Origin of the sequence: Pseudoxanthobacter sp. M-2 (genome assembly GCF_046156265.1) — a bacterium.
GTDB lineage: Bacteria > Pseudomonadota > Alphaproteobacteria > Rhizobiales > Segnochrobactraceae > CAMDHY01.
This window is the reverse complement of the sequence record NZ_JAWDIR010000011.1, coordinates 674,196-694,637: the sequence shown is the minus strand read 5'-3', so window position 1 is coordinate 694,637 and position 20,442 is coordinate 674,196. Positions and strand designations below refer to the sequence as shown.

The window sequence follows — 20,442 nt, the reverse complement described above, 5'->3', positions numbered from 1 at the left end:
GCAGACGGCAGACCGCCCTGCCGCTCAACCGTACTCGCTGCCCGAAGACGCCGAAGCATTCGCCCTGTCGTGCCCGGCCGCGTGCGTCGCGATGCGCTGCCAGGCGCTGTCGAGGTGGGCGCGCATCGCTGCTCGTGCGGCGGTGGGGTCGCCGGCGCGGATCGCCTCGACCACCCTGCCGTGCTCCGCCTCCACCGCCAGCTTGCGGGCGAGGAAATCGCCCTCTCTCTCCGGCGACGGCTTCATCGCCGTCGCCAGGAAGGCGGAGATCAACTCGAGCACCCGCAGGAAGTAGTCGTTGTGGGCGGCGCGGGCGACGGCGAAGTGGAAGGCGAGATCCTCGGCCACCCCGTCGCGCGCGGCGGCGCGCTGGAGCGCCATCGCTTCACCGAGCGCGTCGAGGTCGGCCGCCGTACGCCGCACCGCCGCGAGTTCCGCCGCGCCCGATTCCAGGTGGCCACGCAGCTCGAAGATCTGCCGGACCTCATCGAGCGAGCCCGTCTCCCAGCGCGACACCCTGAGCGCCGGCGGGCGCGGGTCGTGGCTCGTGTAGAGGCCGCTGCCACGGCGCGATTCGACCAGCCCGCTCGCCTTCAGCTGCGCCAGCGCCTCGCGCAGCACCGGCCGGCTGACGCCGAGGCGTGCGGCGAGGTCGTGCTCCGACGGCAGGCGTGAGCCGGGCGGCAGGCCGCCACCACGCAGCCAGGTCTGCAGCGAGGCGACGACAGTATCGGTGAGGTTCTCGCGCGGCTTCGGCGGTTCGAGGTGCATCGTCGGCTTCCGGATCGGCACCGCAACTTGTCTTACAACTCTGCGGGCGGTAGATTTGTCGTCACCGTACCATCGTTCGGTTGGGCCCGCTCTAGGGTCCGATCGCCGCCGGTGGCCGGCCGGTGGGGGGGGGGGGGACAAAGTCGTGTCGCGACAGGATCGAGTGGCGGCGGCAGCGCCGGCCCGCAGGAGTTCGCCGTGACGGAGGCCGGCGGCGTGCCGCTCTACGTGCCGACGGACGTCGTCGAGCAGGTGCTCGCCTGGCCGGAAATGGTGGAGCGTCTCCGCGCCGCCTATGCCGCAGACGTTTCCGATGCGGCCAACCCGCCGCGCGTCGTCGCCCGCGGCGACAAGACGTGGTTCCGGGCGCTCGCCTCGGCGCCGGCCACCTCGCGCTACATGGGTGCGAAGGTGTTCGGCATGTCGCGGGAACGCGCGGTCAGCTACGTCGTGGCGCTGATGGACCAGCAGGAGGGCGGTTTCGCCGGCTTCGTCGACGCCTACCGCGTCACCGCCTGCCGCACCGGCGCAACCTCGGCCGTCGCCGTCGACAAGCTGGCGACGCCGGGTCCGAAGTCGCTCGCCGTGCTGGGCAGCGGCACCGAGGCGACCTCGCACGCCCTCGCCTTCGCCGCTGTCCGGCCGCTGACCGGGATCACCGTCTTCTCGCCGACGCCGGCGAACCGGGAGGCGCTCGCCGCCCGCCTGTCGCGCGAACTCGGCGTCCCCGCCCGCGCCGCGTCTTCGCCCGAAGAGGCGGTGGCTGGTGCCGACATCGTCGCGGCGTGCGCGCGGGCGAAGGGCGAGGTGCCGATCCTGCACGGCGACTGGCTCCGGCCCGGGACCGTCGTCGTGTCGATCGGCTCCACATTGCCGGAGCAGCGCGAGATCGACGTCAGCGTGGTCGAGGCGTGCGACCTCATCGTCTGCGACATGGTCGAGGAGGTCGTCGAGGAGACCGGCGACATGATCGCCGCCGCGGTCGCGGGCCTCGACTTCCACGGCAAGCTCGGCACCCTCAACGACCTCGTGCGCGGCCGGCTCGACGAGCGCGTCGCCAAGGCGCGGCTGCCGATGTTCAAGTCCGTCGGCTCGGCGATCCAGGACATCGTCATCGCGGAACTGGCCTTCGAGAAGGCCGTCGAGCAAGGCCTCGCCTTGCCGTTTCCCGCCCCCATCCACGTCAAGCGGCCAAAGCCGCCCGCCAAGCCCTGAGGACCGAACCGATGCCGAGCTACAGGAAGTCCGAGGCGCGCGAGTGGGCGAAGGCGAATCTCGTCGGCTGCTCGAACGTCGTCATCCCCTCCTACACCGCCGACCTGAAGGCCCTGAACGAGGCGGGCATCCGCCACGACATCCGCAAGGTCATCGAGTTCGGCTTCTCAGGCACGCTGCTCGTCTCCGAGGTGGCGATCACCCTCGAGGAATACCGCCAGTTCTTCGAGTGGGCGAACGACGAGGCGGCCGGCCGCATCCACCTCATCCACCACGCCATGTTCAACACGCTGGCGGAGAACATCGAGGCGGCCAAGATCGCCGAAGAGAACGGCGCCGAGCTGGTGCTGCTCTGCTATCCTGTCAACTTCTACGCCGAGAATGACGAGGACATCTACCGCTACACCAAGGCGTTCTGCGACAACACGAACCTCGCGGTGATGCTGTTCCAGGTGCCGCACTGGGGTTTCCAGCGCGTGCACGGCTCCGACATCCGCGCCTCGCTGCTGCGCCGCCTCATCGACGACTGCCCGAACCTTTCCGCCATCAAGGCCGAAGGCGGCATGCCCTCGATCATGGGTTTCGTCGAATGCCACCGCCTGTTCGGCAAGGAGGTGGTCATCTCCAATCCGCTCGAGAAGGACATGATCCCGCTCGCGCAGCTGGTTCCGATCCAGTATTCCGGCACCAGCAACACCGAATATTTCGGCGCGACGATCCCGGCCATCCACAAGATGCTGCAGGACGGGAAATACGACGAGGCGACGGATCTCTACTGGAAGATCAATCCGGCCCGCAAGGCGAACGCAGCGGCAAGCGCCTCCAATGCGCAGACCGGGGTGATCAACCGGCTGCAGTGGAAGTACCAGGGGTGGCTCGCCGGCATGAACGGCGGGCCGCTGCGGCAACCCTCGGCCCGTCTCCTCGACGTCACCGCGGCGCAGCTCAGGAACGGCCTCGTCCGCTCCGGCCTGCCGGTCACCGAGGATCACGACCGGCAGTTCTTCATCGGCCGCCATCCCGCCCCGCCCGCTTCAGAACGGCCGGTCGCCGCGGATGGTGATGCGGTGCATGACGCGGCGCTCGGTGTAGTCCGAGACCGCGTAGTGCTGCGTCACGCGGTTGTCCCAGACGGCGAGATCGCCCTTCCGCCAGCGGAAGCGGACCTGGAACTCCGGCACGCGGGTGTGCTCGAACAGGTAGCCGAGCACCGCGTCGCTCTCCTTGCGGGAGACGCCGAGGAGGCGCTCGGTGAAGCCCTCGTTGATGAACAGCGCCTTGCGGCCGGTGACAGGATGGGTGCGCACGACGGGATGCTCTGCCGGTGGTAGCGCCTGCAACTCCTGCAGCCGCTTGCGGCCCTTCTCGTCCTTCCAGAGGTTGGAGCGGATGTCGTCGCCGAACGCCTTGATGGTGCGGTGCTCGGCCTGCATGCCCTCGAGATAGGCCTTCATCTTGTCCGACAGCGCGTCGTAGGCGGCGTAGCCGCTCGCCCAGATGGTATCGCCGCCGGCCGACGGCGCCTCGAGGCAGTAGAGCACCGAGCCCATCGTCGGCATGGCCCGGCCGGAGAAGTCGGAGTGCCAGAGCTCCTGGGTATTGTAGGGCCGCCGGCCGCCGCCGAAGGCGAGAACGTCGATCTCGGGAAAAGCCTCATCCTTGTCGAAGGAGGATTCGTTCGCCGGCTGCGGCTCGCCGAACAGGCGGGAGAAGGCTGAGAGCTCAGCGTTCGTCAGGGTCTGGTCGTGGAAGAAGACGACCTGATGGGTGTGCAGGGCGTCGAGGATGTCCTGCTTCTCGTCCGCCGACAGCGGCTTCGAGAGATCGACGCCGAAGAGATCGGCGCCGATCGCCGGCGTCGTCGGGCGCACGACGAGGCCTGAGCAGAAGTGCGGCGGCGCGTCGATCGGGGCAGTGGGGCTCGCGGCAGAGCTCGCAGCAGTCATGGGCGTTTCCTTCCCTGAGGTCCTCGGCGCCTTGGCGGCGTCGTTGTTCTGAGCGGCGCCAGGGCGGGCGCCGCGGAAGGGTGCATCATCCTCGTGCCCGCCGCCGCCGGCACCCCGACGGCGTGCAACGCTGCGGGGCTGGCGATGGAACGATGGGTTGAAGCGGGCGGGACCTTGCCGATGTGGCCCACCCTCCCCCTGTGGGAGGGTCGGGCCGCGTAAGCGGACCGGGGAGGGCCGTCGGCGGCGACAGCCGACGGCGGGCGGCGGTTCGGCAGTCGCCAACGCCGTACCGCCGCGCTCGCGCGCGGCGGCCCCCTCCGGCGGGCTTCGCCCGCCACCTCCCCCACGAGGGGGGAGGGGGCGCGCGCTTCGGGCGCATGCGTGGAAAACCGCGTCGCATTTGCTGCCGCTGTCCACCAAGCTCTTCCACCCCGGCAAAACACCGCCACCCCCGCACGGTCTCCCGCCGGGGTTTTGGCCGTGGTCTCCCCCTCCGGTGGAGGGGACGGGGCGCCGAAAGGCGCAATCCGTAGTGGTGGCGGCGGATCGCTCCGCCGCAGGGTGCCTTGCGGCACCCGCGCCTCTCGGCGCCCCGTATCTGCGGTGTTGCCTGGGTCCCGGTGCTCCCCCTGGCGGTCTGCGGGCCGGCGCGCTTTCCTCGCCTAAGTCGCCGCAGGCGCTACTCCCTGGCGCCCCGTTGCCGGTGACGCTGCCTCCGCCCTCGCGGAGGCCCGGGACGCCGCTCGTGGTGGCGGCGGGAGGCTTTACCCACGATCCCCCCGGGGAAGGAGTTTGCGCGTCTTCTCCAGCCGCGGGTCACCGCCGTCCACCCCGCGGGCACCGGTACGCCCCCGGCTGCGCCCCTGCGAGTGGACGAGGGAGAGTGTGGATGGGGATGGTGTCCGTTTCAAGGGTTTTATTCCTATTGCGGGGGCTGGGGGCGGGTCTTTCGGCAGTCGGCAGTGGGCAGTGGGAAGTGGGAAGTGGGAAGTGAAAATTGGGCAGCGGCGTTTGCGGCGGTCCCACCCTCCCCCTGTGGGAGGGTCGGACCGCGGAGCGGTCCGGGGAGGGCCGCCGGCGGCGTCAGCCGACGGCGGGCGGCGGTTCGGCAGTCTCCGGCGCCGTACCGCCGCGCGTTGCGCGGCGGCCCCCTCCGGCGGGCTTTGCCCGCCACCCCGGATCAAGTCCGGGGCAGGCTCTCCCCCACGAGGCGGGAGGGAAACGCACGCCTCCCCTCGGCCGTCATCCCGGACCAGCGAGGCGGAGCCGAGCGCCTGATCCGGGAGCCAGGAGACGACACGTCGCGCGGGACGCGCGACGCCAAAGCCGCGCCTGCGGCGCGGAGTCTGACGCTGGGCCCCGGATCGGCGCTCGCCTTCGGCTCGCTTGTCCGGGGTGACGATTGAGGGCGGCGGCAGAGGCTGACGGCGTCCGTCCCTTCGCGGGCGCGTGACACAACAACAACGGATTTAACACCTCAATATCCGCCACAACATCCAGACGATAATCACTGAATTCCCGCCTGTGACCCGCCTAAACAAAAATTGTTCAGTAGAAATGCCCCTTCATAATTCCGTCATGTCATCCAACCGTCAGACTGGAACCATATCAGTTCGAGCCTAGCAGCGGCGAATGCTGAGCCGCGCAAGCTTCTTCTGATTGTGGTGGAGTCCGAACGATGACCGAGAACCCGAACGCGTGGTCGGCTGAGGCCCTCGAGGCGAATGACGACGTGGCGTCGAACGCCTCGTCCAACCCGACGATGGGCGACATCATCGCGGTCCGCATGTCGCGTCGCGACATCCTGCGCGGCTCGCTCGCGGTCTCGGCGATCGCCGCCACCGTCTCGCCGCTGGCGCTCGCCGCTGGCCGCGCCGAGGCGGCCGAGATGCCGGCCGGCTCCACCTTCAACTTCGCCGAGATCGAGGCCGGCGTCGACGAGACCCATCACATCGCCAAGGGCCACTCGGCCGACATCCTGATCCGCTGGGGCGACCCGGTGCTGCCGGGGGCGCCGAAGTTCGACCCGCAGGCGCAGTCGGCCGCCAAGCAGGCGCAGCAGTTCGGCTACAACTGCGACTTCGTCGGCTACGTGCCGATCGACGGCGCCGACGACCGTGGCCTGCTCTGCATCAACCACGAATACACCGAGCCGGACATCATGTTCCCCGGCTATGTCGACCTCGCGTCCCAGACGAAGGAACAGGCCGACATCGAGATCGCCGCACACGGTGGCTCGATCGTCGAGATCAAGCGGGCGAGCAGCGGCAAGTGGCGGGTAATCCGCGCCTCCGCCTTCAACCGCCGCATCACCGCCGCCACCCCGATGACCTTCACCGGCCCGGCGGCCGGCAGCGACCGGCTGAAGACCTCGGCCGACACGACCGGCCTCAACGTCCTCGGCATGCTCAACAACTGCGCCGGCGCGATGACGCCCTGGGGCACCTGGCTGACCTGCGAGGAGAACTTCAACGGCTACTTCGGCGGCACGCTGCCGGTCGATCATCCCGAGGCGGCGAACCACCGCCGCTACGGGGTCTCCGGCACGACCTTCTACGCCTGGAGCCGCTTCTACCAGCGCTTCGACCTCGGCCAGGAGCCGAACGAGCCGAACCGCTTCGGCTGGGTGGTCGAGATCGACCCGTTCGATCCGAATTCGGTGCCGAAGAAGCGCACGGCGCTCGGCCGCTTCAAGCACGAGGGCGCCGCCAACATCATCAACAAGGACGGCCGCTTCGTCGTCTACCAGGGTGACGATCAGGCGTTCGACTACGTCTACCGCTTCGTCACCGAGGCGAAGGTCGACCGCACGAATACCGCCAACAACCTCGACATTCTCGACGAGGGCACGCTGTTCGTCGCGAAGTTCCGCGAGGACGGCACCGGCCGCTGGCTGCCGCTCATCTTCGGCAAGGGACCGCTGACGCCGGAGAACGGCTTCAATTCCCAGGCCGACGTGCTGATCGAGACGCGCCGCGCCGCCGACCTGCTCGGCGCCACCAAGATGGACCGGCCGGAGGACATGGAAGCCAATCCGGTGACCAACAAGGTCTACCTGATGCTGACCAACAACAACTCCCGCACGGCCGAGCAGACCGACGCGGCCAACCCGCGCGCCCGCAACGCCTTCGGCCACGTCATCGAGATCACCCCGGCCGACGGCGACAACCACGCCCGTCCCGAGTTCACCTGGGACATCCTGCTGCGCTGCGGCGATCCGGCGATCGCCGAGGTCGGCGCCACCTTCAACGCCGCCACCAGCGAGAACGGCTGGTTCGGCATGCCCGACAACTGCGCGGTCGACCACATGGGCCGGCTGTGGATCACCACCGACGGCAACAGCCTGTCGGCGACCGGCCGCGCCGATGGCGTCTGGGCGATCGAGACGGAGGGTGAGCTCCGCGGCACCTCGCGGCACTTCTTCCGCGTGCCGGTGGGTGCCGAGATGTGCGGCCCCTACTTCACGCCGGACGACCGCACGCTCTTCCTCGCCGTACAGCATCCGGGCTCCGGCGGCGGCTCGACCTTCGAGGCGCCGACCACCCGCTGGCCGGACTTCAAGGACGGCATCCCGCCCCGCCCGTCGGTGCTGGCGGTGACGAAGAACAACGGCGGGCCGATCGGCGGCAAGCCGCGCCAGGCCTGATCCGACGCATCGATCGTCGGTCTTTTGCGGCCCGGGGCGCTTTCGCGCTCCGGGCCGTGTCGTTTCGGGGATGGTCTGCTCGCCTGGGCCTGGTGTTAATTCGGTATCCCTAGAAATACCGTTGACAGCCTCGTGCCGGCCGCCGATGGTGCGGCCATGAACATCGACGATGTCGCCGGCCGCCTGGAGGCGCTCGGCAATCCGACGCGGCTCAGGATCTACCGGGCGCTGGTGCGGGCCGGCGACAGCGGCCTGACGGTCGGCCGCCTGCAAGCGGAGGTGGGCATCGCCGCCTCGACGCTGTCGCATCACCTTCAGAAGCTCGTGCTCGTCGGGCTGGTGACGCAGGAGCGGCGGGCGACGACGCTGATCTGCCGGGCCGACTACCCGATGCTGTCCTCCGTCATCGCCGCCCTCGTCGAGGAATGCTGCGCCGGCCTGCCGGACGGCGAGCGCGACGACCGCCGCGCGGCGCTGTGGAGCGGCTGCCGGTGAGCGCGGCCCCTGCCCTGCCCGCAGTCCCCTTCCCGCTCACCTTCCCGCACACCTTCCCGCTCCTGGCCGTGGAGACCGCAGATGGCTTTGAGAGAGGTCGCCGACCTCGACGTGTTCCCGGCGCTCGACCGGCGCGTACTGGAAACCCGCCCAGCCGCCACACTTGCCGACCCGCTCGGTCATCCGGCGCGCATCCTGCTGCTCTACGGCTCGCTGCGCGACCGCTCCTATTCGCGCCTCGTCGTCGAGGAGTGCGCCCGCCTCTTGACGCTGTTCGGCGCGGAGCCGCGCATCTTCGACCCGTCGGAGCTGCCGCTGCCCGACCAGGTGAAGGGCGACGACCACCCCGCCGTCCGCGAGCTTCGGGCGCTGTCGATGTGGTCGGAGGGGCACGTCTGGTGCAGCCCGGAGCGGCACGGCGCCATCTCGGCGGTGATGAAGGCGCAGATCGACCACCTGCCGCTGAACAGCGGCGGCATGCGGCCGACGCAGGGGCGGACGCTCGCCGTGATGCAGGTCTCGGGCGGCTCGCAGTCGTTCAACGCCGTCAACACGCTCCGGCTGCTTGGGCGCTGGATGCGGATGGTGACGATCCCCAACCAGTCCTCCGTCGCCAAGGCCTTCCAGGAGTTCGACGAGAGCGGGCGGATGAAGCCGTCGAGCTACTACGACCGCATCGTCGACGTGATGGAGGAACTGGTCCGCTTCACCGTGCTGCTCCGGCCGCACACGGACCTCCTCACCGAGCGCTATTCGGAGCGGCGCGAGGCGCTGGCGAAGGCGGACGCGGCGGCCGCCGCAGACCTCTCGGCGATCGCCACGGCGCACCAGCGCGTCGGCGCCGGCTGAGAGCGCTGCTGGGAACGGCGGCGGCTGGCGCCCACGCGGCGCGTCGGCTACGGAGGTGGGGTCGCGAGCCGAACCCGCCTGCCGGAGCCCCGCCGATGCCCCCTCGCCCGCCGGTCTACCTCTCCGCCCCGATCGCCGCCCTGGTGGAGGGCATTCTCCGCGAGGACACCACGATCGGCACCGTGCGCGCCCACGGCGACCACGGTATCGGCACCTTCAACGACCTCGACGGCGAGATGGTGCTGATCGACAACGTCGTCTACCGGCTGAGGCCCGAGGGTGGCGCCGACGTCATCGGCGACGAGGTGCAGACGCCGTTCGCCTGCTCGACCTTCTTCCACGGCGACACCGAGGAGCGGCTGGCCGACCCGATCGCCGGGGACGACTTCGAGCACCACCTCGCCTCGATGCTGCCGTCGAAGAACCTCGTCTACGCGGTCCGGATCGACGGGCACTTCGACCACGTGCGGGCCCGCTCGGTGCCGAAGCAGGCGAACTACCGGCCGCTCGTCGAGGTGGCGAAGATCCAGACGGTGTTCGAGTTCTCCGACATCGCGGGCTCGATGGTCGGGTTCTGGACGCCGTCCTTCCTGCAGTCGGTGCACGTGCCGGGCTTCCACCTGCACTTCATCTCGGCCGACCGGACGCGCGGCGGCCACGTGCTCGGCATCGCCAGCCGCGACGTGGTCGTGCGGCTGCAGCACGCGCCGAAGGTGGAACTCGGGCTGCCGCTGACGCTCGATTTCCTGACGATGGAGCAGACGCGCGACGTCGATGCCGACGTGGCGAGCGCCGAGCGCTGAGGCGGACGTCGCTTTTCGTTATGGACGTGTCGCCCGGCGCCATGCGGTGAGGCGAGCACGGCCTCACCCTCGGGGCACACCGACGCCCTGGGGAGGGATCGCTATGTCCGCCGCTGCCGCTGCCGCCGCTTCCACCGCCCTCGCCGAGCCGCCCGTGGCGGTGGAGACCGTCGCCGACTGGCGGCCCTTCGTCACCCGCCACCAGATCATGGCGGCGCGGCGAGAGGGCGACGACGTCGTCGTCGCCTGGAGCGACGGGCGGCAGAGCCCCTACGATACGCTGTGGCTGCGCGACAACTGCCCGTGCACGACGTGCGTCAATCCGGTGACGCGCGAGCAGGTGTTCGAGATCACGGCGGTGCCGGAGGATCTCGCACCGGATCGCATCGATGCGGCGCCGGGGCGGATCACGGTGCACTGGGCGGACGGGCACGTCTCGCCGTTCGAGGCGGGCTTCCTGCGCGTGCACGCCTATGACGACGCCTCGCGGGCGGAGCGGCGGCGCGTCAAGCGGCCGTGGCGGGCGGAGCGGCTTTCGGCGATCCCGACGTTCTCCTGGGCCGAGGTGACCGGTAGCGACCGCGGCCTGCTCGCCTGGCTGACGGCGCTCGAGGCGGAGGGCCTGACGAAGATGGTCGGCGTGCCGACGGAGCCGGGCACGGTCGGGCGCATCGCCAACCTGATCTCGTTCATGCGCGAGACCAACTTCGGCATCATCTTCGACGTGATGACGAAGCCGGAGGCCGACAGCAACGCCTACACGTCGCTGCAGCTGCCCTTCCACACCGACCTGCCGACGCGCGAGTTGCAGCCGGGCGTGCAGTTCCTGCACTGCCTCGTCAACGATGCCACGGGAGGCGAGAGCCAGTTCGTCGACGGCTTCGCGGTGGCGCAGGCTCTGCGCGAGGAGGACCCGGCGCTGTTCGAGATCCTGTCGACGACGCCGGTCGAGTTCCGCAACAAGGCGCGGCGCTCCGACTATCGCTGCCGGGCGCCGGTGATCGGGCTCGATACCGAGGGCGAGGTCTCGGAGGTGCGGGTGGCGAACTTCCTGCGCGCCCCATTCGAGCTGCCGGCGGCCGAGATGCGGCCGTTCTACCGGGCCTACCGGCGCTTATCGGAGCTCACCACCGACCCACGCTTCCTGGTGGAGACGCGCCTCGACGCCGGCGAGATGTGGACGTTCGACAACCGCCGCGTCCTGCACGCCCGCGCCGAATTCGACCCGACCTCCGGGAACCGCCACTTCCAGGGCTGCTATCTCGACCGCGACGAACTGCTGTCGCGCATCCGCGTGCTGGAGCGCGAGGTCGGAGCGGGCTGAGCGGCATTGCAGAAAGCGACGCTGCCGTCGCATTCTGTAGCGGTGGGCAAGGGCGGCGGGGGGCCGCGGGATGTTTCAGGCTTTCGAGGGTGACGGTCCGGAGCCGATCGGCTTCCTCTTGGTGCCGCGCTTCTCGATGATGGCGGTGACCTCGGCGATCGAGCCGCTGCGCGTCGCCAACCGGCTCGCCGGGCGGACGCTGTTCTCCTGGCACCTCTATTCGCCCGATGGCGCGCCGGTGCCGGCCTCGAACGGACTGCCGATCGTCGTCGACGCGGCAATCGAGGCGTTTGCCGGCGTGCCGACGCTGGTCGTCTGCCCGAGCTTCGACCCGCAGCTGTTCGAGACGAAACCGCTGCTGGCGGCGCTGCGGCGGATCGCGCGCGGGGGCGTGACGATGGTGGCCGTCGACACCGGCGCGCATTTCCTGGCGCGGGCGGGGCTTCTCGACGGCGTCCGGGTAACGATGCATTGGGAGGCGGTGCCGGGCTTCCGCGAGGAGTTTCCCGGCATCGAGGTGTCGGAGGAGCTCTACGAGATCGCCGGGCGGGTGGTGACGTGCGCCGGCGGGACCGCGGCGCTCGACATGATGCTCGAGATGATCCGCCGGAAGCACGGCGAGGCGCTCGCGGTGGCGGTGTCGGAGCAGTTCATCCACGACCGCATCCGCGACCGCGCCTCGGCGCAGCGGTTGCCGCTCGCAAGCCGCCTCGGCACCGGCAACGGCAAGGTGGTGCGGGCTGTGGCGATGATGGAGGCGGCACTGGAGCGGCCGGTGGCGACGCAGGCGCTCGCGGCCCGTCTCGGTGTCACCGCCCGCCAGCTCGAGCGCCTGTTCCGCGGCCATCTCGGCACGACGCCCGGCCACCACTATCTCGGGCTGCGGCTCGCCCGCGCCCGCCAACTGCTGCAGCAGACGGAGATGACGATCTCAGAGATCGCCGTGGCAACGGGGTTCTCGTCGGCATCCAGCCTGTCGCGCGCCTACCGCGGCCGCTTCGCGGTGCCACCCCGCCTCGACCGCCGACTTGCGCCCCGATCTCCGGCTGCGACTAGTGCTGGGGCTGCGCGTCGGCCGGAAGCCGAGGCTCGAGCTGGGACTGCGGCGCGTGCCGGACCGGGTCGTACATGACGAGGCGGTTGCGGCCACCCGACTTGGCCGAATAGAGCGCTGCGTCCGCCTTGGCGGCGGAGACGTCGATGCCGTGGGAGACGTCGACCATGCAGGCGCCGATGCTGACGGTGACGGTGACCTCGCCGCCATCGTCCAGGGCGACCGGCGTGCGGCGGATCGCGACCAGCAGGCGCTCGGCGAAGCGGGAGAGCGCGAACTCGTCGCATTCCGACACCAGCACGACGAACTCGTCGCCTCCCCACCGGCCGCAAATGTCCTGACGGCGCATCGAGCGGGTGATGCGCCGGGCGACCTCCGTCAGGGCGCGATCACCGGCGAGATGGCCGCGACTGTCGTTGATCTCCTTGAGGGCGTCGAGGTCGACCAGGAGCAGGCCGAGGTCGGTGCCGTTGCGACCGGCCCAGCTGCGTTCCGCCTCCACCGCCTGCTCGAAGCCGCGGCGGTTCAGCACGTCGGTCAGCGGGTCGAGATTGGCGAGGCGCTCGAGCTGCTCGGTGCGCTCCTCGACCATGCGCTCGAGCGTCTTCTTCTGGTCGAGCACCGCCGCCGCCATCGCGGCGAAGGCCTCCGAAAGCCGGCCGATCTCGTCGCGTCCGCCGTCGGGAACGACGGTGACGGCATCGCCGGATCGAAGCCTGCGCACCGCTCCCTCGAGCCGGGCGAGCCGGTCGAGGACCTGGCGCTTGAAGAGCAGCGTGACGAGCACGGCGGCGATGGCGAGCATGGCGGCGAGCAGCGCGCCGATCGGCAGGAACAGCCGCCGGTCGATGATGGTGTCGATGTCCATCAGCGTGACGTTGAACCAGCCGATCTCTCCGAGGTAGCCGACTCCGGCCAGCATCGGCTGGCCTTCGACGGTGAGGAAGGCGGAGCGGACCGGCACACGGCCGCTCTTCACGTCCGCCATCATCGCCACGAGGGTCTGGCGGTCGGCCTCGTCGTCGAGCTGCAGGAAGATCGTCTTCTTCGCCTTGGTGTCCTTGGTCAGGCTGTGGAAGTCGACCATGTCCGGGTCGCGGTGCGCCTGGATGGCGCCGCTGTCGTCGACGAACAGGCTCTGCACGCCCGTCTGCGGGATCGCGACGACATCGCGGATGAAGGCGGTGAGGTCGATGCCGGTGCCGACGACGCCGAGCACCTCGCCGCCGACGCGAACGATGCAGTTCACCCACACCTTGGTGACGCGGATGTTGTCATCGTGGTCGACATTGAGCTGACAGGTCGGCTCGCGGGCGATGGTGCTGAAATACCAGCCGTCGCGCGGGTTGGAGCGGTCGATCCGGTACCGGAGCTCCTGGCCCGTGTAGGTGCCGTCGCGGTCGTTGAAGTAGTAGTCGCCCGTGCCGTTCATGACGAGGAAGACGCTGCCGTCGGCGAAGGCCTGACGGTAGTGCTCCATCTCGGCGAGGCCGCGCGCCCGAACGGCCGGGTCGTTCTCGTTCTGCGCCCAGGCGACGATCGCGGGAGAGCGGGCGAGTGTCTCGGCGAGCGAGGCTTCGCGGAACAGGGTTTCCAGGCCGCGGTATCGGTCGAACAGGATCTGCTTCTCGGCGAACAGGGTGCCGAGCGTCATGGTCGTCCTGCCGATGATCCAGTCGAAGGCGACATAGGCCGGAACGGAAACGCCCACGAAGACCGCCAGGATCAGCAGGAAGACACGAGTCTTCAGGCTGCTCGCCACCGCGCCGCGCATGCCGCTCATCGTCCGGCCGCCACCGCCGCCAATGGCGCCACCCGTTGTGGGCGACGTCCGTCGGCGGCACCGATCGCGCCCGGCGACACCTGCCGGCCGCCGGTCCAATTCATCGGAAAGCTCCCCGCTCCACCCTTGTCAGCGCCGACTTACACAAGTCTTAGTTGAATTCAAGTTCGCCGCCCGGTTATGACTATGGCGGTAGACACGACAAGAGGCAACGCCACATGCCCTCGGGGGAGGTTGTGGTTCGGGCCGCGGAGCCGGGGGACGAGGGCGCCATCGCCGACACCCTTGCCCGCGCGTTCGACCGGGACGACGAAACGGTGCTGGTGCGACGGCTCCAGGACGGGGGGACCGCGGTCGTTTCGCTGGTCGCGGAGGTCGGCGGCGTGGTCGTCGGCCACGCGCTGGTGAGCCGCGTCGAGGCCCGCATCGACGGCCGCAGGATCGAGGTGATGGCACTGGCACCGGTGTGTGTGCGGCCGACCCACCGGCGCCGGGGTATCGGCACCCGCCTGGTCGAGGCCGCGATCGGGCGCGCGGCCGACGCCGGCGCCGAGGCGGTGATCGTCAGGGGGGACGCCGACTTCCACGGCCGCTTCGGCTTCTCCGAGGGTCGGGCGCGAGTGTTCGTCACCAGCCGGTCCGGCGACGCCCTGCAGGCTCTCGAGATCGTTCCGGGCGCCCTGTCGGGGGAAAGTGGCACCGTGGACTTTCCACGCACCCGCACCGACGCCTGAACGCCCTGCCCCGTTTCCCGCGCGGAGGTCGCGCCGCCGTGCGCCGGGCTAGTCGTGGAAGTCGAGACCCATCTCGCGGTAGCGCTCGGGATCGTCGGCCCAGGCGCCGCGCACCTTGACGAACAGGAAGAGATGGACGGGTCGCTCGACGATGCCGGCGATCTCCTGGCGGGCGGCCGAGGAGATCGCCTTGATCGTCTCGCCGCCGTTGCCGATGACGATCTTCTTCTGGCTGTCGCGCTCGACATAGATCGTCTGCTCGATGCGGACGGAGCCGCCGCGCAGCTCCTTCCACTGCTCCGTCTCGACGTGCGCCTCGTAGGGCAGCTCGTCGTGCAGGCGCATCATCAGCTTCTCCCGCGTCACCTCGGCGGCGAGCTGGCGCAGCGGAATGTCGGATACCTGGTCCTCGGGATAGAGCCAGGGACCGGCCGGCACGGCACCGGAGAGATAGCCGAGGAAGTCCTTCAGGCCATCGCCCGTGAGGGCCGACACCATGAAGGTGCGATCGAACGGGATGCGGGCGTTCGCATCGGCCGCGAGCGCCAGCAGCGAGTCGCGACGGACGAGGTCGATCTTGTTCAGCACCAGGAGCTTCGGCAGCTTCACCTCGGCGAGGACGTCGAACAGCGCCGCCGCCTCGTCGTCGATGCCCTTGCGGGCGTCGATCAGCACGGCGACGAGATCGGCGTCCTTGGCGCCGCCCCAGGCGGTCGTCACCATGGCGCGGTCGAGCCGGCGTCGCGGGCGGAAGATGCCCGGTGTGTCGACGAAGACGATCTGCGCGTCGCCTTCCAGCGCGATGCCGCGCACCAGCGCCCGCGTCGTCTGCACCTTGTGGGTGACGATCGACACCTTGGTGCCGACGAGGGCGTTGACGAGGGTCGACTTGCCGGCGTTCGGCGCGCCGATCAGGGCGACGAAGCCGCAGCGGGTGGCCCGGGGAGCGCCTGCGTCCTCGGCCGGAACGTTGTCTTCACTCACTCGGGTGCCTCCGTCGGGGGCCAGATGCCTTCGCGCACGAGAAGGGCGGTGGCGGCGCCCTGCTCGGCCTCCCGCTTGGAGCGGCCGAGCCCTTCGGCCGGATCGAGGCCGTCGACGCGCACCATCACGGTGAAGCGTGGCGCATGGTCGGGGCCGCTTCGGTCGACGGCCTCGTAGGCGGGCGCGGCCAGGCTGCGGCCCTGGGCCCATTCCTGCAAGGTCGTCTTGGCGTCGCGCCGCCCGGCGAGGAAGCCGAGCATGCGCGGGCGCCAGTAGCGGTCGACGAGCGCGGTGGCCGCCGCGAAGCCGCCGTCGAGATAGACGGCCGCCAGCACCGATTCACAGACGTCGCCGAGAATGGCGGTCTTGCGGCGGCCGCCGGCCTGGGCCTCACCCGCCCCGATCCGGACGGCGCGGTCGAGACCAAGCTCGATGGCGACGTCGGCGCAGGTCTCGCGGCGGACGAGGTGGTTCAGGCGCCGGGCGAGTTCGCCCTCGTCGGCGGCGGGAAAGGCCTCGAGAAGCATGGTGGCGACGGCGATGCCGAGCACGCGGTCGCCGAGGAACTCGAGGCGCTGGTAGCTGTCGCGGGCGACGTCGCTGACGCCGGCGGCGCTGGCGTGCGTCAGCGCGAGGTCGAGGAGGGTCGCATCGGCGAAGACGTGCCCGAGCCGGGCCTCGAGCGCGGCCCGCGCCGGGAGCGCCGTCGCCGCTTCGCCACCGGCGTTCAAAGCGGGTCGAAGATGCGGTTCCAGCGCACCGTCCACGGCCACAGCCAGACCTTCCACAGCGGCTCACCCTCGGCGACGGAGAAGAAGATCACCTGCGCCTTGCCGACGAGGTTCTCGAACGGGACGTAGCCGACGCCGTCGAGGTAACGGCTGTCCTTCGAGTTGTCGCGGTTGTCGCCCATCATGAAATAGTGGCCGGCCGGCACCTTGTAGACCGGCGTGTCGTCGTAGAGGTCGCCGCTGCCGTATTCCAGCGTGTCGTAGGAGACGCCGTTCGGCAGCGTCTCGAGGAAGCGCGCCGTGCGGCGCTCGACGCCATACTGGTCGACCTCGACGAAGTCGGCGATGCGCTCGCGCTTCACTGCCGTGCCGTTGATATGCAGCACGCCGCCGATCATCTGGATGGAATCGCCCGGCAGGCCGACGACGCGCTTGATGTAATCGGTCGAGTTGTCGGTCGGCAGCTTGAAGACGACGACGTCGCCCCGCTCCGGCTCGGCCGCCCAGACACGGCCATTCAAGGGCACGATGCCGAAGGGGAAGGAGTAGCGGCTGTAGCCGTAGGAGAACTTCGAGACGAACAGGTAGTCGCCGATCAAGAGCGTGTTCATCATCGAGCCGGACGGAATGTTGAACGGCTGGAACAGGAACGTGCGGATCACCAGTGCCAGCAGCAGCGCCTGCACGACGACCTTGACGATTTCGGAGAAACCGCCCTGCTTGCCCGCCTTCACGCTCTCCGCCTTGTCGCTCGCCACCACCGTCTCGCTCTCGCTGGAATGTCGCGGGGCACCGGGTCTACGGGGCGCGCCGTCGGGTGAGGTCTAGATAGAGGGTCGCCGGCGCCCGCGCAACGCGCGGGCGGATATCACCGGCCTGCCGCGGGACGGGATCAGGCCGGGCGCACCCAGTCGGCGGGCCAGGCGGAGATGACGACGAAGGCCTGGGCCATCGGCCAGTCGTCGGTCATCGTGAGATCGATGCGGGCGACGAACCCGGGCGGCGTCATGGCCGCGAGACGCGCCGCGGCACCGCCGGCGAGCACCAGCGTCGGCTTGCCGCTCTTCTCGTTGACGACGCCCATCTCCCGCCAGGCGACCCCCATGCGGATGCCGGAGCCGAGCGCCTTCGAGCACGCCTCCTTGGCGGCGAAGCGCTTGGCATAGGAGGCGGCGCGGGTGGCGCGCGGGTCGGACTTCGACCGCTCCACCTCGGTGAATACGCGATTGGTGAAACGCTCGCCGAAACGGGCGAGCGTCTTCTCGACGCGGCGGATGTCGATGAGGTCGGTGCCGATGCCGATGATCATGGGCAGCCCCTCAGGCGAGGCCGCGGCTACCGGGCTTCACCGCCGGGATGGCAGCGAGCTCGGGTGGCAGCGCGTCGGGGGCATAGGCGGGCACCTTGTACTCGCAGAGCGCTACCAGCGGCACGCCGACGTCCGCCTCGCCGGCGGAGCGGTCGATCAAGCAGGCGCAGGCGACCACCTCGGCCCCGAGCGCGGTGATGGCGGCGACCGTCTCGCGGCTCGACAGGCCCGTGGTGACGATGTCCTCGACGATGACGACGCGGGCGCCGGGCTCGATCTCGAAGCGGCGCAGGCGGAACTCGCCGCCCTCGCGCTCGACCCAGACGGCGGGGATACCGAGGTGGCGGGCCGTCTCGTAGCCGGGGATAAGGCCGCCCAGCGCCGGCGAGACGACGTAGTCGATGCGGCCGGGCACGGCGGCGCGGATCTTGTCGGCGAGCGCCCGGCAGAGCTTCTCGGTCTGGCGCGGGTACATGAACACCCGCGCCTTCTGCAGGAACACCGGGCTGCGCAGCCCCGAGCTCAGGATGAAGTGGCCCTCGAGCACGGCGCCGCACTCGCGGAACACGTCGATCACCTCGTCACGCGTCATCTGTCCTCTCTCGCCGTCCAGGATTTCAGCCGTTCACGCGCGACACGGTGGAGACGGTCGGGCGGGCACGCAACTGCGCGATGATGCGGTTGAGGTGCTTCAGGTCGAACACTTCCAGGTCGATCGCCATCTCGTGGGCGTCCTCGCCCTTCCGGATCATCTTGATGTTGTCGATGTTGCCGTCGTTCTCGCCGATCACCTGGGCGATGCCGGCGAGCGAGCCGGGCTCGTTGATCGATTCGACGATGATCTGCGCCGGGAAGCGCTCGTCGGCGTCGGGCTCGACGTCCCAGCGCACGTCGACCCAGCGGTCCGGCTCGTCGTCGAAGGCCTTCAGGGCGGGCGACTGGATCGGGTAGATCGTCACCCCCTCCCCCGGCGTCAGGATGCCGACGATGCGGTCGCCGGGCAGCGCGCCGCCGTTCGGGGCGAAGCGGACCGGCAGGTCGCCCTTGAGGCCGCGGATCGGGATCGACGGGCGCTCGGTGGTCGTGCGGCGACGGGGCGGCGGCGGGCGGCGGGAACCGTTGGTGCCGGCGCCGCCGGCGGCGTCCGGGTCGACGGCGCGCAGCACGTCCTCGGAGCGCGCCTCGCCGCGGCCGACGGCGGTGAGCAGGTCGAGCACCGAGGGCTGGCCGAGGCGCTGCAGCGCCGGCTCGAGCACCTCGAGGGAAAAGGGCTTGCCGGCGCGCTCGAAGGCGCGCTCGAGAATGTGGCGGCCGAGCCCGCCATACTGGCGGCGCACCGCCTCGCGGGTGGCGCGGCGGATCGCCGACTTCGCCTTGCCGGTGACGGCGATCGATTCCCAAGCCGCCGGCGGCGTCTGCGCCTTCGAACGGATGATCTCGACCTCGTCGCCGTTCGCGAGCTCCGTGACGAGCGGCATGATCCGGCCGTTGATCTTGGCGCCCACGCAGGTGTTGCCGACGTCAGTGTGGACGGCGTAGGCGAAGTCGATGGCGGTGGCGCCGCGCGGCAGCGCGATCAGCATGCCCTTCGGGGTGAAGCAGAACACCTGGTCGTGGAAGAGTTCGAGCTTGGTGTGCTCGAGAAATTCCTCGGGCGTGTCGCCCTCGCTCAGCATGTCGATGGTGCGGCGCAGCCAGGCGTAGGCGCGGCTTTCCTGGGTCAGCCGGACGATGTTGCGCCCGCCCCCCTCGCCGTCCTTGTAGAGGGCGTGGGCGGCGATGCCGTACTCGGCGACCCGGTTCATCTCGGCGGTGCGGATCTGCAACTCGACGCGCTGCCGGCTCGGGCCGACGACGGTGGTGTGCAGCGAGCGATAGTCGTTCTGCTTCGGCGTCGAGATGTAGTCCTTGAATCGGCCCGGCACGCTCGGCCACGTCGTGTGGACGATACCGAGTGCCCGGTAGCAGTCCTCGAGCTGCGGCACGATCACGCGGAAGCCGTAGAGGTCGGAGAGCTGTTCGAAGGCGACCGACTTCCTCTGCATCTTGGCGAAGATCGAGTAGGGCCGCTTGCGCCGGCCGTAGACCTCGGCGGCGATGCCGCGCTCGACGAGGCGGCGCTTCAGCTCGGTCTCGATCTCGCCGCTGAGGCCGTGGCTGCGCTCGCCGAGACGGGCGAGCCGCTCGGAGATGGTGGCGTAGGCATCCGGATTGAGGTTGCGGAAGGAGAGGTCTTCCAGCTCGTCGCGCAGGTCCTGCATGCCCATGCGCCCGGCCAGTGGCGCATAGATCTCCATCGTCTCCTCGGCGACGGCGGCGCGCTTCTCCGGCGGCACGTACTGCAGCGTGCGCATGTTGTGGAGGCGGTCGGCGAGCTTGACGAGCAGCACGCGCACGTCGTCGGCGACGGCCAGCAGCAGCTTGCGGAAGTTCTCCGCCTGCTTGGCGCGCCGGGTGACGAGGTCGAGGCGGCGGATCTTGGTGAGACCGTCGACCAGCTTGCCGATCTCGACGCCGAAGACGGTGTCGATCTCGGTGCGGGTGGCGTCGGTGTCCTCGATGGTGTCGTGCAGCAGGCCGACGGCGATCGAGGCGTCGTCGAGGCGCAGATCGGTGAGGATCGCGGCGACCTCGAGCGGGTGCGAGATGTACGGATCACCGGAGGCACGCTTCTGCGTGCCGTGCTTCTGCATGGCGTAGACGTACGCCTTGTTGAGCAGCGCCTCGTCGGTGTTCGGGTTGTAGCGCGTCACCCGCTCGACGAGTTCGTACTGACGCATCATCCCCGCAACGCC

Annotated in this window: 17 protein-coding genes and 1 pseudogene; 9 read left to right on the top strand and 9 right to left on the bottom strand. The window is 69.9% G+C overall.

Annotated features, from left to right (window positions below; genetic code table 11):
* Nucleotides 1-24: 24 nt before the first annotated feature.
* Nucleotides 25-771, bottom strand: a complete 747-nt coding sequence (locus tag RUR49_RS08285; protein ID WP_409145889.1) for a FadR/GntR family transcriptional regulator — start codon at nucleotides 769-771, stop codon at nucleotides 25-27.
* Nucleotides 772-969: 198 nt separating this feature from the next.
* Here RUR49_RS08285 and RUR49_RS08280 point away from each other — a divergent pair, with 198 nt between their 5' ends.
* Together RUR49_RS08280 and RUR49_RS08275 are read left to right on the top strand one after the other, a co-directional pair.
* The gene (locus RUR49_RS08280; RefSeq protein ID WP_409145888.1) at nucleotides 970-1,986 is read left to right on the top strand and encodes an ornithine cyclodeaminase family protein; all 1,017 of its coding nucleotides are present in this window, start codon (nucleotides 970-972) and stop codon (nucleotides 1,984-1,986) included.
* Nucleotides 1,987-1,997: 11 nt separating this feature from the next.
* Nucleotides 1,998-2,789 (top strand): annotated as a pseudogene (locus RUR49_RS08275) (dihydrodipicolinate synthase family protein); the annotation flags it as partial.
* Between the two features lie 231 nt (nucleotides 2,790-3,020).
* Here RUR49_RS08275 and RUR49_RS08270 read toward each other — a convergent pair.
* Entirely contained in the window at nucleotides 3,021-3,932 is a 912-nt protein-coding gene (locus RUR49_RS08270) for a TauD/TfdA dioxygenase family protein (RefSeq protein ID WP_409145887.1), read from the bottom strand.
* A 1,681-nt stretch (nucleotides 3,933-5,613) separates the two neighbouring features.
* Between RUR49_RS08270 and RUR49_RS08265 the strand changes: the two genes are divergently transcribed.
* From RUR49_RS08265 to RUR49_RS08240, 6 genes are all read left to right on the top strand, one after another.
* Nucleotides 5,614-7,581, top strand: coding sequence for a PhoX family protein (locus RUR49_RS08265; RefSeq protein WP_409145886.1), 1,968 nt, complete (start codon nucleotides 5,614-5,616; stop codon nucleotides 7,579-7,581).
* A 156-nt stretch (nucleotides 7,582-7,737) separates the two neighbouring features.
* Nucleotides 7,738-8,076, top strand: a complete 339-nt coding sequence (locus RUR49_RS08260; protein ID WP_409145885.1) for an ArsR/SmtB family transcription factor — start codon at nucleotides 7,738-7,740, stop codon at nucleotides 8,074-8,076.
* An 81-nt stretch (nucleotides 8,077-8,157) separates the two neighbouring features.
* The gene (arsH, locus tag RUR49_RS08255; protein ID WP_409145884.1) at nucleotides 8,158-8,925 is read left to right on the top strand and encodes an arsenical resistance protein ArsH; all 768 of its coding nucleotides are present in this window, start codon (nucleotides 8,158-8,160) and stop codon (nucleotides 8,923-8,925) included.
* 95 nt (nucleotides 8,926-9,020) lie between these two features.
* Nucleotides 9,021-9,728: an acetolactate decarboxylase gene (gene budA, locus RUR49_RS08250; RefSeq protein WP_409145883.1), complete on the top strand. Its 708-nt coding sequence runs from the start codon at nucleotides 9,021-9,023 to the stop codon at nucleotides 9,726-9,728.
* 103 nt (nucleotides 9,729-9,831) lie between these two features.
* The gene (locus RUR49_RS08245; RefSeq protein ID WP_409145882.1) at nucleotides 9,832-11,052 is read left to right on the top strand and encodes a TauD/TfdA family dioxygenase; all 1,221 of its coding nucleotides are present in this window, start codon (nucleotides 9,832-9,834) and stop codon (nucleotides 11,050-11,052) included.
* Between the two features lie 70 nt (nucleotides 11,053-11,122).
* Nucleotides 11,123-12,184, top strand: coding sequence for a GlxA family transcriptional regulator (locus RUR49_RS08240; protein WP_409145881.1), 1,062 nt, complete (start codon nucleotides 11,123-11,125; stop codon nucleotides 12,182-12,184).
* On the opposite strand, the gene RUR49_RS08235 is transcribed toward RUR49_RS08240, so the two are convergent.
* Nucleotides 12,105-13,889: a diguanylate cyclase gene (locus tag RUR49_RS08235; RefSeq protein ID WP_409145880.1), complete on the bottom strand. Its 1,785-nt coding sequence runs from the start codon at nucleotides 13,887-13,889 to the stop codon at nucleotides 12,105-12,107. The two genes, RUR49_RS08240 and RUR49_RS08235, sit on opposite strands and share 80 nt — an antisense overlap.
* A gap of 236 nt (nucleotides 13,890-14,125) precedes the next feature.
* On the opposite strand from RUR49_RS08235, the gene RUR49_RS08230 reads away from it, so the two are divergent.
* A complete protein-coding gene (locus RUR49_RS08230) occupies nucleotides 14,126-14,623 on the top strand; it encodes a GNAT family N-acetyltransferase (protein WP_409145879.1) in 498 nt (165 codons plus the stop codon).
* Between the two features lie 48 nt (nucleotides 14,624-14,671).
* Here RUR49_RS08230 and era read toward each other — a convergent pair whose 3' ends face one another.
* The 6 genes from era to RUR49_RS08200 form a co-directional block, all read right to left on the bottom strand.
* Nucleotides 14,672-15,607, bottom strand: coding sequence for a GTPase Era (gene era, locus RUR49_RS08225; RefSeq protein WP_409145878.1), 936 nt, complete (start codon nucleotides 15,605-15,607; stop codon nucleotides 14,672-14,674).
* Nucleotides 15,604-16,338 (bottom strand): ribonuclease III, encoded by a 735-nt coding sequence (gene rnc / locus RUR49_RS08220; protein WP_409146358.1) that lies wholly within the window; start codon nucleotides 16,336-16,338, stop codon nucleotides 15,604-15,606. Before rnc ends, era begins: the two co-directional genes overlap by 4 nt.
* Nucleotides 16,335-17,096: a signal peptidase I gene (gene lepB, locus RUR49_RS08215; protein ID WP_409145877.1), complete on the bottom strand. Its 762-nt coding sequence runs from the start codon at nucleotides 17,094-17,096 to the stop codon at nucleotides 16,335-16,337. Before lepB ends, rnc begins: the two co-directional genes overlap by 4 nt.
* A 134-nt stretch (nucleotides 17,097-17,230) precedes the next feature.
* On the bottom strand, nucleotides 17,231-17,647 hold the full coding sequence (gene acpS / locus RUR49_RS08210; RefSeq protein ID WP_409145876.1) for a holo-ACP synthase: 417 nt from the start codon (nucleotides 17,645-17,647) through the stop codon (nucleotides 17,231-17,233).
* Nucleotides 17,648-17,657: 10 nt separating this feature from the next.
* Complete coding sequence (gene pyrE / locus RUR49_RS08205) at nucleotides 17,658-18,239, bottom strand: orotate phosphoribosyltransferase (RefSeq protein ID WP_409145875.1); 582 nt, start codon at nucleotides 18,237-18,239, stop codon at nucleotides 17,658-17,660.
* Nucleotides 18,240-18,264: 25 nt separating this feature from the next.
* On the bottom strand, nucleotides 18,265-20,430 hold the full coding sequence (locus RUR49_RS08200) for a RelA/SpoT family protein (protein WP_409145874.1): 2,166 nt from the start codon (nucleotides 20,428-20,430) through the stop codon (nucleotides 18,265-18,267).
* Nucleotides 20,431-20,442: the final 12 nt, after the last annotated feature.